10 protein-coding genes are annotated in these 14,679 nt (G+C 72.0%); 1 reads left to right on the top strand and 9 read right to left on the bottom strand.

All coding sequences use genetic code 11. The features are described 5' to 3' along the window. Positions 1 to 55 precede the first annotated feature (55 nt). From ACFT5B_RS01250 to ACFT5B_RS01210, 9 genes are all read right to left on the bottom strand, one after another. The gene (locus ACFT5B_RS01250) at positions 56 to 682 is read right to left on the bottom strand and encodes an SGNH/GDSL hydrolase family protein (RefSeq protein ID WP_386796151.1); all 627 of its coding nucleotides are present in this window, start codon (positions 680 to 682) and stop codon (positions 56 to 58) included. Next, positions 679 to 1,641 (bottom strand): glycoside hydrolase family 130 protein, encoded by a 963-nt coding sequence (locus ACFT5B_RS01245; protein ID WP_386796150.1) that lies wholly within the window; start codon positions 1,639 to 1,641, stop codon positions 679 to 681. Before ACFT5B_RS01245 ends, ACFT5B_RS01250 begins: the two co-directional genes overlap by 4 nt. Continuing rightward, entirely contained in the window at positions 1,638 to 2,954 is a 1,317-nt protein-coding gene (locus ACFT5B_RS01240; protein WP_386796149.1) for an extracellular solute-binding protein, read from the bottom strand. Before ACFT5B_RS01240 ends, ACFT5B_RS01245 begins: the two co-directional genes overlap by 4 nt. A 49-nt stretch (positions 2,955 to 3,003) precedes the next feature. Beyond that, positions 3,004 to 3,912, bottom strand: coding sequence for a carbohydrate ABC transporter permease (locus tag ACFT5B_RS01235; protein WP_386796148.1), 909 nt, complete (start codon positions 3,910 to 3,912; stop codon positions 3,004 to 3,006). Then, positions 3,909 to 4,889: a carbohydrate ABC transporter permease gene (locus tag ACFT5B_RS01230; protein WP_386796147.1), complete on the bottom strand. Its 981-nt coding sequence runs from the start codon at positions 4,887 to 4,889 to the stop codon at positions 3,909 to 3,911. Before ACFT5B_RS01230 ends, ACFT5B_RS01235 begins: the two co-directional genes overlap by 4 nt. Beyond that, entirely contained in the window at positions 4,886 to 7,951 is a 3,066-nt protein-coding gene (locus ACFT5B_RS01225; protein WP_386796146.1) for an alpha-mannosidase, read from the bottom strand. Before ACFT5B_RS01225 ends, ACFT5B_RS01230 begins: the two co-directional genes overlap by 4 nt. Positions 7,952 to 7,975: 24 nt before the next feature. Continuing rightward, entirely contained in the window at positions 7,976 to 9,205 is a 1,230-nt protein-coding gene (locus tag ACFT5B_RS01220; RefSeq protein ID WP_386796145.1) for a DUF4185 domain-containing protein, read from the bottom strand. A 178-nt stretch (positions 9,206 to 9,383) separates the two neighbouring features. Next, entirely contained in the window at positions 9,384 to 12,332 is a 2,949-nt protein-coding gene (locus ACFT5B_RS01215) for an AAA family ATPase (protein ID WP_386796144.1), read from the bottom strand. Positions 12,333 to 12,395: 63 nt separating this feature from the next. Continuing rightward, the gene (locus tag ACFT5B_RS01210) at positions 12,396 to 12,548 is read right to left on the bottom strand and encodes a hypothetical protein (RefSeq protein WP_386796143.1); all 153 of its coding nucleotides are present in this window, start codon (positions 12,546 to 12,548) and stop codon (positions 12,396 to 12,398) included. A gap of 267 nt (positions 12,549 to 12,815) precedes the next feature. Between ACFT5B_RS01210 and ACFT5B_RS01205 the strand changes: the two genes are divergently transcribed. Beyond that, positions 12,816 to 14,675, top strand: a complete 1,860-nt coding sequence (locus ACFT5B_RS01205; RefSeq protein ID WP_386796142.1) for an AMP-dependent synthetase/ligase — start codon at positions 12,816 to 12,818, stop codon at positions 14,673 to 14,675. The last annotated feature ends 4 nt before the right edge of the window (positions 14,676 to 14,679 follow it).

The raw sequence follows: 14,679 nt of genomic DNA, 5'->3' as shown, positions 1-14,679 counted from the left end.
GCCAGGGCACGCGGACCGCTCTCGGGCTCGAAGGCCCGCCGCCGGCCGGACGTCGTCAGTCGACGAGCCGCAACCAGGCGTCGGCGAGCGCCGCGTGCCCTGCGGGCGTCGGGTGGACGCCGTCGGCGGCCCAGTACTCGGGGCCGGTGGTGGCGGCGAGCTGCGCGAACAGCCCGTCGGCGGCGAGGAGGTGGGCGCCGAACTTCCGGGCGAGCTCGCGCACGGCCTGGATCTTCGGGTCGAGGTCCTCGCGCTGCTTGCGCTGGTCGTCGCTGAGCGGAAGCAGGAACGGCTCGATGAGGACGAGCTGCGTCCCGGCCTCCGCGAGCGGCGTGAGCAGCCGGTCGTACCCGGCGGTGTAGTCGTCGACGGGGATGACGTACCCGTCGGGGGCGTACGTGTGCCAGCCGACGTCGTTGATCCCGACGAGCACCGACACGACGTCCGGGCGGGCGTCGAGGACGTCCCGCTGCCAGCGTGTCTCGAGGTCCATGACCTTGTTCCCGGCGATGCCGGTGTTGAGCCAGGTGACGGGCCGCTCGGGGTGGCGGAAGCCCCACTCGCCCGCGACCCGGAGCGGGTAGCCCCAGCCGAGCGGCTGCTCGATCTCCAGGTGCTGGCAGTCGGTGATCGAGTCGCCCGTGAACATCACGGTGCTGCCGGGCTCGAGGTGGATGGTCATGCGTGCTCCTCGCTCGGAGTGGTCGGGGTGAAGGTCGCGACGCCGATCGTGGTGTCGCTCTGGCCGTAGTAGGCGAACCACGTGCCGTGGAAGTGGACGAGACCCTCGACGAACGTCACGTTGTCCACGAGACCGGACAGCTCTTCGGCCGTCGCGGGCTCGAGCCAGGGCTCGACCATCTTGGCGACGACCCGGTCGGGCCGGTGCGGGTCGATGAGCACCTGCCCGCACGCGTACCGCACGCCGCCGCCGTCCTCGGGCGAGAGCTCGATCGCGCTGTTGTGCATGAGCAGCACGTGCCCGGTCCGCGTGACGACGGGCTGCGGGCCCGTCTCGACGAGGTCGCCCATGAAGGTCCCGGGCTCGGGCCGGAGCACGGGCTCGGGTGAGGCGTCCCAGTGCAGCAGGTCCGTGGACGTCGCGAGGTGCACGTTGCCCTCGCCGAACCACATGAGCCACCGCCCGTCGACCTGCTCGGGCAAGATGACCCCGCCCTTGCTCCAGTCGGCGCCGGGCGTCTCGCGGACGCCCGCGAACGTGTTGACGCCGGGGACGATCGGGCCGTGCTTCTCCCACGTGCGCAGGTCCGACGACGTCGCGAGGCAGAGCCGGGCGGTGTGCCGGTCCCAGCCGGTGTACGTGCAGTAGTACGTGCCGTCGATCAGTACGACGCGCGGGTCCTCGCAGCCGTACCGCTCCCAGTCGTGCTCGGGCACCAGGACGGGCTCGGGCTCGGTCTCGAACGTGTAGCCGTCGTCGCTCCAGGCGAGCCCGAGGGACGACACGATGTCGTCCGCGTGGGCGCGGTACAGGAGCGCGACACGGTCGCCGACGACGACGGCCGCGGGGTTGTAGACGTTGGCCGACTCCCAGTCGTGCCGCCCCGGGCGCAGGACGGGGTTCTGCGCCCAGGGGACGAACGGCCCGAACGGGTAGTCGATCGGAGGGGTGCGAGTCACTTGCCGATCAGCCCCTGGATGCCGGCGACGGTCTCGTCGATGCCCTGATCGACCGACTTCTTGCCCAGGAGCATCGGGTTCCAGGACGTCTTCTCGATGTCGGTCTCCTTGACGGCCCACGGGTCGAGGAACGACGTGTTGAACTTGTCGGTCGCGGCGAGCTCGTACTTCGCCGTGGCCTCGATGCTCGCGGCGGCCGCACCGCCCTGCGCCTCGAGACCCTTGTAGTAGCCCTCGGTGCCGGGCGTGTACGCGATGGGCGCGACGGGCACCTCCTCCATCGACTCGTTGAACCCCGTGGTCTCGAGGTAGGCGATCGCCTTCCAGGTGGCGTCGGGGTCCTTGAGCGACGCGGGCGAGCACACGCCGTTCGTCTCGATCGGCTGGACGTTCTTCGCGGTGCCCGTCGGCCACGGCGCGTAGCCCCAGTCGAACTTCGGCTTGTTCGGGCTGATCATCTGGTTGAGCCACTGGCCGCCGAACATGAGCGGGATCTTCCCGTTGGAGAAGGCCGCCATCGCGTTCGTGGCGTCGTAGTCGGGGTTGGTCATCTGCTTCGCGGCGATCGCGTCGACGAAGCGCTGCGCCCCCTCGTGGATGGTCGCGTCGGCGCTGACCTTCGTCGTCGTGACGAACGAGTCGACGAGCGGCTCGCCGCCGTTGGCGACCGAGTACGCGGACACGCCCTCGGTGGCGTCGAGGAGCGGCCACTGGGCGACCAGCGGCATCGTCGCGGGGTCCTTCTCCTTGAGCTTCTTGAGGTCGGAGAACAGGTCGTCCCACGTCCAGCCGATCTTCGGCACCGCGATGCCGGCCTTCTTGAAGGTGTCCGCGTTGTAGAAGAAGCCGTACGTGTTCGCGAGCGTGGGGATGCCGGAGAGCGCGCCCTTCGGCGTCTTCCACAGGTCGAGCGAGCCCGGGGAGAAGTCCTCGGCCTTGAGCTCGGTCCCGGCGCCGAGCTTCTTCGACCAGTCGTACAGGAGCCCCTCGGCCGCGAGGTTCTGTGCCTGCGCGGGGGTGCACCAGAAGAAGTCGGGCGCCTTCTTCGACAGGATCATGCTGGCGAGCTTCTGGGCGTAGTCGGCGTTGGGCGCCGCCTCGCGCTTGACGCTCACGCCGGACGTCGACGTGAACGACGCCATCGTCTTGTCGAACGCGGCGTTGGTGGGGTTCGACTCCCACGTCATGTAGGTGACGGTGCCTCCGCCCGACGAGTCGGAGCTCCCGTCGGACGACGACGAGCTGCAGGCCGTGAGGCAGGTGGCCGCGACGACGGCGACCGCACCGACGGCGGCGAGGTTCTTGCGGGACATGACACTCTCCTTCGAGCGCGTGAAAAGGAATGGGACGTGGCAGAGCGGGCTACTTCGAGATGGTCCCGAGAGAGCCGATGCCCTCCATGAAGTAGCGCTGGGCGAGGAAGAACAGGAGCAGCGGCGGCAGCATGAACAGGACGTTCGTCGCCATGTAGTAGTTGTATTCGGAACCCGCGGTGTCGCTGAGGAACGAGGCCATGCCCAGCGGGAGCGTGAACTTCGACTGGCTCTGCAGGTAGACCAGCGGGTTGAGGTAGTCGTTCCAGGCGAGCTGGGAGGACATGATCGCGACCGTGATCCACACCGGCTTGGTGATCGGCAGCATGATCCGCGTGAAGATCGTCCAGTGGCCGGCGCCGTCGATCAGGGCGGACTCGTCGAGGTACCGCGGGATCGACTGGTAGTACTGCCGGGCCAGGAAGATGAAGACGGGGCTCCCGAAGAACGCGGGCAGGATCAGCGGCACCCAGGTGTCGATCAGCCCGACGTTGATGTAGAGGTGCTGCAGCGGGATGAGCCCGACGATCCCCGGCACGAACAGGCTCCCGGCGATGAGCGCGAACCAGAAGTTCCGGCCGGGGAAATCGATGCGCGAGATCCCGTAGCCGACGATCATCGAGCTCGCGACCGCCCCGAACACCGAGAACACGGTGACGATCAGCGTGTTCACGAGCAGGCGGTAGAAGTGGATCTCCGCGGGTCCGTTCACGAAGTTCGAGAGCTGGAACTCCTTCGGGAAGAAGGTCGGCGGGATCTGGTTGATGTCGCCGTTCGACTTCAGCGCGATGCTCACCATCCACACGAGAGGGAGGAGCATCGACAGGGCGAGCAGCCCGCACAGCGCGTACCAGGCGACCTTCGACAGGGTGCGGGGCACCCGGTGCGAGAGCGGGACGTTCCGCTCGGTGGTCCCGGCGTGCGTGGCGGACGACGGCGCGGTCAGGGTGGCGGTCATGCCTCACCTCCGGCGGAGAAGCGGCCTCGGGTGAGCCGGAGCATGAGCAGGGTGACGAGCATGACGATCACGAACAGCACCCAGACCTCGGCGGTGGCGTAGCCGAGCTGCGGCGCGGTGATGAAGTTCGCGAACCCGTCGTTGTAGATCTTGTACATGAGCAGGTTCGTCGACGTGCCGGGGCCGCCCTTGGTGAGGATCGCGACCTGGTTGAACGTCTGGAACGCCATGTTGAGCTGCAGCACGAGCTGGAGCAGGAGGATCGGGCCGATCATCGGCAGCGTGATCTTGACGAAGCTGCGGAACGCCCCGGCGCCGTCGACCTTGGCGGCTTCGAGGAGCTCGTCCGGCACCGCCTGGAGCCCCGCGAGGAAGATGATCATCGTCCCGCCGACGCCCCACACCCCCACGAGGAGGATCGCGGGGAGCGCGATGTGCGCGTCGCCCAGCCAGGCGCTCGTCGGCAGGTGCAGGAAGCGGAGCACCTGGTTCGCGAGCCCGTACGTCGGGTCGTAGATGTACTTCCACAGCGTCAGGACGGCGACCGCCGGCAGGACGACCGGCAGGTAGAAGATCGTCCGGAAGATCTTGACCCCGCGCAGTCCCCGGTTCACGAGGACCGCGAGCGCCAGCCCCGCGACGATGGTGATCGGCACGGAGAGGACGACCCACAGGAACGTGACGGCGACCGACGGCCAGAACGTCGGGTCCTTGGTGAACATCTCGACGTAGTTGTCGAACCCGACCCAGGTGGCCGGGGTGAGCCCGTTCCAGTCGGTGAACGAGTGGTACAGGGACGTGACCATGGGGTAGCCCACGAACAGGAACAGCCCGATGATCGCCGGCGAGATGAACAGGTAGCCGATCAGCGTGTCGCGGCGCCTCTTCGCTGAGCGCCTCGATCCGCGTGGTCGCGTGCGAGAGGTGGCGGCCTGCGCCAGCGGCGCGGTCGCGACCCCGACGGACGTCTGCGTCATCCGATCTCCTCCTCGAGACCCGGGCTCCGGTGGATCCGGAGCGTGACGATCTGGAAGGGGCGGAGCTCGAGCTCCGTCCCAGTGCGGGCGTCGGCCAGCGGCTCGAGCTCGCGCTCGAGCAGGTCGACGACCGTGGCGCCGGTCGCGCCCAGGGACTCGTGGTCCCAGGCGACGCGTGCCCGCGTGCGGGCTCCGAGCGACTCGTAGAGCCGGACGACGAGGTCGCCCGACCGGTCCTCGGCGAGCTTGACGCTCTCGACGACGACCCCGTGCCGGTCGCCCGCGGGGCCGAGCCCCGAGACGGTGACCAGCGGTGCCACGGGCGCGGCCCCTGCGCGCTCCCGGAGCGGGAGGTTGAGCCGGTACCCGGCGTCGACGGCGTCGCCGATCTCGGCGCCGCTGACGAGCTGGTACGCGAACCGGTGGGTGCCCTGGTCGGCCTCGGGGTCCGGGTAGCGCGGCGCCCGGAGCAGGGAGAGGCGGACCTCGGTGCCGGGGCGCGCGCCGTCGTCGGGCTCGACCCGGTGGATGTCGTGCCCGTAGGTGGCGTCGTTCGCGACGGCGACGCCGAAGCCGGGCTCGCCGACGTGCACCCAGCGGTGGGCGCACGTCTCGAACTTCGCGGCGTCCCAGGTGGTGTTGGAGTGCGTGGGCCGCACGACGTGCCCGAACTGGATCTCGGACGCCGCGGCGTCGGTGCGGACGTCGACGGGGAACGCGACCTTGAGGATGCGCTCGGCCTCGTGCCAGTCGACCTCGGTCTCGTAGTCGAGCGTGGCGGCGCCGGCGCGCAGGGTGGTCCGCTGGGTGGCGGTCGACCGGCCGAAGGTACGGGTGACGACCACGGTGGCCCCGCCGTCGTCGTCACGCTCCACCCGCAGCTCGTCGAGGTCGTCGAGGACGCGGCCGGAGCCGCGGTAGTGCTCGTCGAGGTCCCACGCGTCGAACGCGTTGGGGAGGTCCTGGTGGAGCACGAGCTCGCCGAGGCGGCGGCCCGGGAGCACGAGCTCCCGCCCGTGCCGCAGGTCGACGACGCTCGACGCGACGCCGTGCGCGTCGATCGCGACGCGGAGGACGCCGTTGTCGAGGACGACGGCGCCGCCGTCCTGCGTGACGGCGACCGCCTGCGCGGCGGCAGCGGCCGGGGAGGCGGCACCGAGCGCGGGGACGCCCGAAGCCGTCGTGGGCGCGGCGTTGAACGCGAGCGGCGTGCTCCCCTCGCCCGCGAGGACGTCGAGCGCGGCGCCGACGATCCCCTCGAGCTCCTGGCGGACCTCCTCGTAGGCGGCCACGGCCTCGCGGTGCACCCACGCGATCGACGACCCCGGCAGGATGTCGTGGAACTGGTGCAGCAGCACGGTCTTCCAGATCCGGTCGAGCGCCTCGTACGGGTACGGGACGCCGTACCGGACGGTCGCGACCGCGCTCCACAGCTCCGCCTCGCGCAGCAGGTGCTCGCTGCGGCGGTTGCCGCGCTTGGTCGCCGCCTGCGAGGTGTACGTCCCGCGGTGCGCCTCGAGGTAGAGCTCGCCGACCCAGGTCGGGGCGTCGGGGTACTCGGCCTCGGCGGTCCGGAAGAACTCCTCCGGCGTCGCGTGCTCGATCCGGGGCGAGCCCTCGAGGTCCGCCTGGCGCCGCGCGCGCTCCATCATGAGCGCGGTGGGACCGCCGCCGCCGTCGCCGTGCCCGAACGGGACGAGCGACGTCGACGCCGCCGGGTGGTCGGCGAAGTTCGTGACCGCGTGGTCGAGCTCGGCCGCGGACAGCTCCGACAGGTACGTGTCGACGGGCGGCAGGTGGCTGAACAGCCGGGTCCCGTCGATGCCCTGCCACCAGAAGGTGTGGTGCGGGAACTTGTTGTTCGGCGCGCCCCAGGAGAGCTTCTGGGTGACGAACCACCGGTAGCCGGCGAGCTTGGCGATCTGCGGCAGCGCCGCGGTGTACCCGAAGGAGTCCGGCAGCCAGACCTCCTCGGGCTCGACCCCGAACCGCTCCGCGAAGTACCGCTTGCCGTGCACGAACTGGCGCACGAGCGCCTCGCCGCCCGGCATGTTGGTGTCGGACTCGACCCACATGCCGCCCGCGGGGATCCACGCGCCGCGGTCGACGGCCTTGGTGATCGACGCGAACAGGTCGGGCTGGCTCTGCTCGATCCAGGCGTACTGCTGGGCCTGCGAGCACGCGAAGCGCAGCTCCGGGTAGTCGTCCATGAGCGCGATCACGTTCGAGAACGTGCGCGTGCACTTGCGGACGGTCTCGCGCGTCGGCCACAGCCAGGCCGAGTCGATGTGCGCGTGCCCGACGGCGGCCACGCGGTGCGCGCTCGGCTCGGCGCCTTGCGCGAGGACGTCCGCGAGCTCGGCGCGCGCCGCGGCGGCGGTCCCGGCGACGTCGTCGAGGTCGAGGGCGTCGAGCGCGCCGGCGAGCGCCGTGAGCACCCGTCCCCGGCGCGGGCGGTCGGCGGGCAGCCGCTCGGCCCACCCGAGGAGCACGTCCAGGTCGTAGGCGAGCGCCTCGACGCCGGGGTCGACGAGCGCGAGGTCGGCCCGCTTGAGCGTGTAGAGGGGCGGCCCGTCCGGGGCGATGCCGTCGCCCAGGTGCGTCGGACGGAAGGCGGCCGCCGCGACGTCGGGGTTGGCGGCCGCCTCGACGAACAGGTCCACCGACGGCCCGCGGACCGCCACCGCCTTGTTGCGGGGGTGGATGCCCTTGAGGATCTGGCCGTCGGTGTCGAAGACGAGCCCCTCGCACTGGAAGCCGGGCCCGGCGTCGGCGTCGAAGCCGATGTCGAGCGCGGCGACGGTGCGGAGCACCCCGCCCTCAGCGCCCACGCGGTCCGCCCAGTTCGCGGGCGCCTCGCCGCGCACCCGGAACCACGTCGTCGTCCACGCGGGACCCCACGGGTCACCCACCCGGGTGGGCGCGAACTCCCCGTCGGTGGCGCGGTCGAAGGGCTCGGGCTCACCGGGCAGCGACCGGGCCGTGACGGTGAGCGGCGCGGTGGCCACCTCCGCCGCGGGCCAGACGCGCTCGGTGAGGACGCGGCGCGTGCGGTCGATCACGCGCTGAGGGTCGAGGTGCATCGGTCAGGACTCCTTGAAGTCGACCTTGACGAGCATCTGGTGCCCGGTCGAGGACGCGTAGTACGTGTAGTAGCGGGTCAGGCCGTGGTCGGTCGTGTACTCGGGGTGGGCGAACGCGGCGTAGTCGACGCCGTCCGTGGACTGCGTGGTGAAGAGCGTCTGCTGCGCGCTCCACGGCCCCCACGGGTGCGGCGCGGTCTGGTAGTAGACGTTCTTGTCGAGGAACGGCGAGGGCATGAACGTGTTCATGTACGAGCCGGTCGTGGGGTCGTACTGGACGGTCTCGCCGGCCGCGCCGCCCTTCATGACGGCGACCGCGGCGCTCGGGTCGTGCGACCACTGCGGCCGACCCTGTGCGTCGTCGCCCGTGTAGTAGGTCCAGGCGTCGTGGTCCTGGACGTCGCCGAGGCGGACGCGCGCCACCGCGCAGTCGTTCGCGCTCGTGCACTTCCCGTACGCGTACAGCTCCTGCCCGACGACGACGGCGCCGCCGTTCCCCCAGTTCTCGTCCGGGGCGAACAGGAGGGTCGGGTCGTGGCCTTCCGGGGAGGACAGCGACGGGTCCTGGTGCTCGACGTCGAGCCGGCTGATCGCGTGCGTCCGCATGTCCACCGAGACGATGCCGGAGCCGAGGGCCTGGCCGACGAAGCCCGACGCGCAGGGGCCGGTGTCGAGGCCGCCGCGGCACAGCTTCCCGTAGAAGACGAGGATCCGGTGGTGGCTGGGGTCGGCGACGACCGCGCCGGGCCAGAACGCGAACTGCGTCCCGCAGTTCTCGTCGGTGGAGCCGGTGCAGTCGTCCGACGCGTGCTCCTGCTGGAACGCGTTCTCCACGTCCGAGTAGGGGACGAACTCCGTCGGGGCCGTCGTCTCGGTGCGGTCGAAGATGGTCGTGGAGCGCAGGGTGATGCCGTCGGAGGCATCGAGGTCCGCCGTGGACGCCGACGTGCTGGACAGGAACCCGTCGGGGTTCTGCAGCATCGTGTCGTCGAAGAACCAGTACGACCGGCCCTGGTAGAAGACGCTCTGCCCGTTGTCGCGCCCGAAGACGTGCGTGTTCTGGTCGACGGGGCCGAGGACGGTGTAGTCCTTCACCTCGAGGCTGCCCGCGGAGGGGGCGGGCGTCCCGGCGTCGGCCTGTGCCGGCCCGGCCGCCGAGGCCACGCCGGCGCCGGTGACGGCGAGCGCCGCCGCGAGGGACAGTCCTGTGACCGAGCGTCGAAGCAGTTTCATTCGTCTCACTCCTCGTCGAGCCTCCACGCCTCATCGCGTGCTGCGCGTCAGTATGACAACGTTGACGCGGCGATGTCAACGTTGACGTCGTGACGTGCGAGAAGGCCGGGAAGATGCCGAGGAGCGAGCCGTCCGCGACGGCTCGGCCCCGCGCGCCGAGGCGGCGCGCGGCAGCGGCTCAGGCCGGGCGGCCCGGCGACGGGACCGTGAGCAGCCCGCGCTGGTGGGCGACGGACACCGCTTCCGCGCGCGTCGCGGCGCCCAGCTTCGCGAGCACGTTCGACACGTGCACGCTCACCGTCTTGCCGGAGATGAACAGGCGCTCGCCGATCTGGCGGTTCGACAGGCCCTGCGCCACGAGCGCCATGACCTCGGACTCCCGCTCGGTCAGCGTGTCCGACGACGCCGCCCGCGCCCCGCCGCCGACGACGTCCAGCCGGGCGCGGCGCGCGAGGGCGCGGCACGCGTCCGCCAGGGGACGCGCACCCATCGCGTCGGCGTCCGCGAGGGCCGCCGCGAGCTGCTTGCCCCCCGCGTCCCGGTCCCCCGCCGCCACGAGGGCCTCGGCCCAGCGCCACCGCGACCGGGCGACCTCGTACCGGTACCCGAAGTCGAACTCGTGCGCCGCCGCGGCCCAGAGCTCGGGGTCGTTGGCACCCACGCCGCCCGCCGCCTGGAGGCGGGAGTGCTCGGCGTGGACCCGCGCGAGCCAGCCGCGGCCCTCCGGGCCGAGGACCCCGCCGCGCGGGCGCCCGCGCTCGGCGGTGCGGACCGCGGCGTCGAGGAACTCGTCCCCGTGCGCGACGAGAGGCGCGACGTCCTGTCCGAGGAGCGCGTCCCGCTCGGCCTGGTCGGCGAGCGCCGAGAGCGCGAGCGCGGAGAGCCAGATCCGGCCGAGGAACGAGTCGGACCACTCGCGACCGAGGAAGAGGATGACCTCCTCGGCGAGCGCGACCGCCTCCTCGTCGTCGCCGCGCCAGACGAGCGCGTCGACCGTGCAGCCACCGGCGACGAGGGCGATCTGTCCGTCCACGACCCAGGAGGGGTGCAGGGCACGGCCCCGCTCGACGGCGTCCGCGTCGCCCCGCGCGACGGCCGGGTAGAGCTGCAGCGCCTGGTACCCCGCGGCCCAGCTCTCGGGGACGGGCCCGGGGTCCGCCGCCGCGAGCTCGCCGCGGAGGTAGCCCCCGAGGAGGACGAACATGCGGATCGTCATCCCGTAGACGCTCCACGTCATGCCGGTGTCCTGGGCGTACCGCGACGCCTCGTCCGCGAGCCGGGCCGCCTCGTCGAGGTTGCCCGCGTAGTACCGGTTCGCGACGAGGTTCGACATGCACCGGAGCTCGGTCTCGAGGTCGCCTGCGGCGTGGGCGCGCTGCCGCGCCTCGACGAGGAGCTCCGCCGACCGTTCGGCGTCGTCGACCTCGAGCACGGCCAGCGTGCCGAGCGCGTCGGCCTCGACGTCGGGGGCGTCGACGGCCTGCGCCTCCGCGACGGCGCGGACGGCGCCCTGGCGGGCGATGTCGTCGAGGTTGAGGTTGAGGGCGGCGCGCGCATGCATCGCGAGCGTCCAGGCGCGGTCGCGCGACGGCGGGTCGACGGGCAGGACCTCGAGCGCGGACGCGGTGCGGTCGAGCATCTCGTCGAGCTCGTCCGCGGCGAGCAGGTAGCCCGCGAGGACGTGCTGCAGCGAGGCGTGGCGGAGCGGGTCACCGACGTGCGCGTCGACGACGGCGCGCGCCAGGTGGACGGCCCGCTCGGGCGCGCCCGACCAGGAGGCGGCGGAGGCGGCCGCGAGCGCGACCTGGTCGTGCGTCTCGCCGAGGAGCTCGGCAGCGTCGGGGACGGCGTCCCACAGCGCGAGCACCTGCTCGAGGTGGCGCCGTTTCTCCGCGGGCGCGAGCACGCGCGCGGCCTGCCGGGCGGCGTCCCTGCTTGCGACGAGCGTCGTCGGCAGGTCGTGGGCGCGGAACGCGTGGAAGGCCCGCACGGCCGCCGAGCCGAGGCCGGGGTCGGCGAGGAGGGCGTCGAGGTAGGCGCGGTGCACGGCGGCCTGGTCGCCCGGCAGCAGGTCGCCGTACACGGCCTCGGCGAGGAGGGCGTGGCGGAAGACGATGCGGTCGCCCTCGGGGTGCAGCACCTGCTGGGCGACGGCCTCCCGGAGCGCGGCGTCGGTCTCGGCGCCGCCGGTCGCGCCGCCGTCGAGCACGGGCCCGGCGGCGACCGCACGCAGGAGCGGCTCCGAGACCTGGCGGCCCGCCGCGGACGCGACCCGCACGAGCCGCTGCACCTCCGGCGCGAGGCGCTCGAGCCGCGCGTGGAGCACGTCCGCGAGCGTCCACGGGAGCTCGCCGGGCCGGACCCCGGACTCGACGAGCTCCTCCGCGAAGTAGGCGTTGCCCTCGGAGCGTCGGCCCACGGAGTCGAGAGCCGCGGCGTCGAGAGGGCGCCCGGCGACCGCCGTCGTGAACTCGCGCAGCTCGTCGCGCGTGAAGGGCTCGAGCTCGATCCGCTCGACGCGCGGGTGCCGGCCGAGCTCGGCCAGAACAGGGCGGAGGGGGTGACGGCGGTGGAGGTCGTCGGCGCGGTAGGACGCGATCACGAGGAGGTGCTCGTCGCGGAGCCGGGCGACGAGGTAGCGCAGCACGTCGAGGGTCGACGCGTCCGCCCAGTGGAGGTCCTCGATGACGAGCACCAACGGCGACGACGGCTCCCCCGCACCCCCGAGCACCGCGGCCAGCCCGTCGAGGAGCTGCAGCCGGCCGGCGGGCTCGGAGGTGGGGGCCGCCCCCGGGTCGGCGTCGAGGAGGCGCGCCAACGCCGGGCGCTGGGCGGCGACGTCGTCGACGATCGAACAACGGCGCCGGAGGTCGGTGAGGGCCTCGACGAACGGCAGGAACGGCACGCCCACCGCACCGAGGTCCACGCAGTGGCTCACGACGACGGCCGCGCCCGCCTCCTGGGCGAGCTCGGCCGCACGGGTCAGGAGCCGGGTCTTGCCGACGCCCGCGTCGCCACCGACGAGCACGAGACCGGGCTCGCCCTCGGCGGCGCTCCGGACGGCGCCGGTGAGACGGTCGAGCTCGTGGGACCGCGCGACGAACGGCACGGACACGGGTGCGGGCATGGTCCCCAGTGTGGCAGCGTCCACCGTCACGGGCGCTGCCTTTCCGCGACACCCGTCACGAGGTCACGCGACGCGGCGCGGCTGACGGTGCAGCCGACGGCCGAGCCAGTGCCACCCCGAGGCCTGCTGACTGGTCGGCTGGTGGTAGGACGCGCGAGCCTGCTCCCGCAGGTACTCGACCTGGGCGTCCACGGCGGGTCCGAGCTGTTCCAACATGATGTCCCCTTCGGTGTGCGCAGGTCGGTGGCGGCGGGTGCCGCGCCCTGGTCCGTGCGACGTCCCCTACGTTCCGGGTAAGGCGGGGTGGCCCGGATCGGGCGGTCGCCCAGTCCTGCGGCCTGAGGTACCTCAGACGCGGGTCTGAGGTGGCCGTCCGTGGCCTGAGGTAGGGGCGGACGGAGGAAGTTGGTACCCGGGGTACCATGTATCACGAGCCCGCGTCGGAGCGGGCCTTCCCATGCAGCGGACGACGAGGTACAACGCATGACTGCACCGGCCACCACTCCCGCGGACCGACCCGCCACCCACCTCGACCTGAGCGACTCCTCCCTGCGGATCGCGCGCTCGGTCACAGCGCTCTACGACGCGCGGGTCCGCGAGCACGGCGACGAGCTCGCCTACCGCTCGCCCGACGGCAAGGGAGGCTGGGTCGACCACACGTGGCGCGACGTCGACAGCCGGGTCCGCCCGCTGGCCGCGGCGTTCGTCGAGCACGGCATCGCCCGTGGCGACCGGATCGCGCTCATGGCGGCCACGAGCTACGACTGGATCGTCGTCGACCAGGCGATCCAGCAGGCTGGCGCGGCGACCACCTCGATCTACCCCATCGCCACGCCCGACGTGCTCGAGTGGATCCTCTCGGACTCGGGCTCGCGGATCGTCGTCGTCGACAACGCGGAGCTCCTCGAGCAGGTGCGCGCGGTGCGCGCGAAGGCGCCCGCGCTCGAGCTCGTCGTCGTCGTGGACGCGACCGGTGCCACGTTGGGCGACGGCGAGCGCTCGCTCGACGACCTCACGGACTCCGGTCGCGCGTACGACGCCGCCCACCCCACGGCCGCCGACGACGCCCACGCCGAGCTCGGCCCCGACGACCTCGCCACGCTCATCTACACGTCCGGCACCACGGGCCTCCCGAAGGGCGTGCGCCTCACGCACCACAACTGGACGGGCGAGGCCGCGGGCATCGACGCCCTGGGGATCCTCTCGGACCAGCACACGCAGATGCTGTGGCTCCCGCTCGCGCACGTGTTCGCGAAGACCTTCGTCGTCGCGCAGCTCCTCATCGGCTACCCGACGGCCGTCGACGGGTCGATCCCGAACCTCGTCGGGAACCTCGCGACCGCGCGTCCCGTGTTCATGGCCGCTGCCCCCCGCATCTTCGAGAAGGTCCACGCCGGCATCACCGCGCAGGTCGAGGCCAAGGGCGGGATCACGCTCGCCCTGTTCCGCTGGGCCGTGCGCACGGGCGAGCAGAAGGTCCGCGCCCAGCAGGCCGGCGAGACGGCGTCCTGGTGGGTCCGCACGCAGGCCGCGCTCGGCAGCGCGCTCGTGTTCTCCAAGGTCCGCAAGCGCTTCGGCGGCCAGCTGCAGTACTTCATCTCCGGCTCCGCGCCCCTGTCGCGCGAGATCCTCGAGTTCTTCGAGGCCGCCGGCCTGCCGATCCTCGAGGGCTACGGCCTCACCGAGACGTCCGCCGCGATCACCGTGAACCTCCCCGGCGAGTCGCGGTTCGGGACCGTCGGCCCCGTCCTGCCCGGCCACGAGATCAAGCTCGCGTCCGACGGCGAGATCCTCGCCCGCGGCCCCGCCGTCACGCCCGGGTACTTCAACAACCCGGAGGCGACCGCCGAGGCCATCGAGGACGGCTGGTTCCACACCGGAGACATCGGCGAGATCGTCGAGGACCGGTACCTCAAGATCGTCGACCGCAAGAAGGACCTCTTCAAGACGTCGAACGGCAAGTACGTCGCGCCAGGGCTCGTCGAGGTGTCGCTGTCGTCGAACAGCGGACTGATCGGCCAGGCGGTCGTCGTCGGGGCCGGACGGTCGTTCTGCGTGGCGCTCGTCAGCGTCGACTCCGAGGAGCTCGTCGGGTGGGCGAAGACCAAGGGGCTCAGCGGCACGTACGAGGAGCTCATCGCGACTCCCGAGGTCCGCGCCGAGGTCCAGGCCGCCGTTGACCGGACGAACGCCGGGTTCGCACGGTGGGAGCAGATCAAGAAGTTCGCGATCCTCCCCCGCGAGATCACCGTCGAATCCAACGAGCTCACGCCGTCGCTCAAGCTGCGCCGCAAGCCCGTGATCGAGAAGAACGCCGACCTGATCGAGTCGCTCTACTCCTGACCGG

This window comes from Luteimicrobium sp. NPDC057192, from assembly GCF_042670205.1.
GTDB lineage: Bacteria > Actinomycetota > Actinomycetes > Actinomycetales > Cellulomonadaceae > Luteimicrobium.
Note: the sequence above shows the minus strand (reverse complement) of the source record. Positions and strands in the feature narration are given on the sequence as shown.

Excerpts from the sequence above, each read along its gene's own strand:
- ACFT5B_RS01250 (WP_386796151.1), bottom strand. The coding sequence starts at position 682 with ATGACCATCCACCTCGAGCCCGGCAGCACCGTGATGTTCACGGGCGAC.
- ACFT5B_RS01240 (WP_386796149.1), bottom strand. The coding sequence starts at position 2,954 with ATGTCCCGCAAGAACCTCGCCGCCGTCGGTGCGGTCGCCGTCGTCGCG.
- ACFT5B_RS01235 (WP_386796148.1), bottom strand. The coding sequence starts at position 3,912 with ATGACCGCCACCCTGACCGCGCCGTCGTCCGCCACGCACGCCGGGACC.
- ACFT5B_RS01230 (WP_386796147.1), bottom strand. The coding sequence starts at position 4,889 with ATGACGCAGACGTCCGTCGGGGTCGCGACCGCGCCGCTGGCGCAGGCC.
- ACFT5B_RS01220 (WP_386796145.1), bottom strand. The coding sequence starts at position 9,205 with ATGAAACTGCTTCGACGCTCGGTCACAGGACTGTCCCTCGCGGCGGCG.
- ACFT5B_RS01215 (WP_386796144.1), bottom strand. The coding sequence starts at position 12,332 with ATGCCCGCACCCGTGTCCGTGCCGTTCGTCGCGCGGTCCCACGAGCTC.
- ACFT5B_RS01210 (WP_386796143.1), bottom strand. The coding sequence starts at position 12,548 with ATGTTGGAACAGCTCGGACCCGCCGTGGACGCCCAGGTCGAGTACCTG.
- ACFT5B_RS01205 (WP_386796142.1), top strand. The coding sequence starts at position 12,816 with ATGACTGCACCGGCCACCACTCCCGCGGACCGACCCGCCACCCACCTC.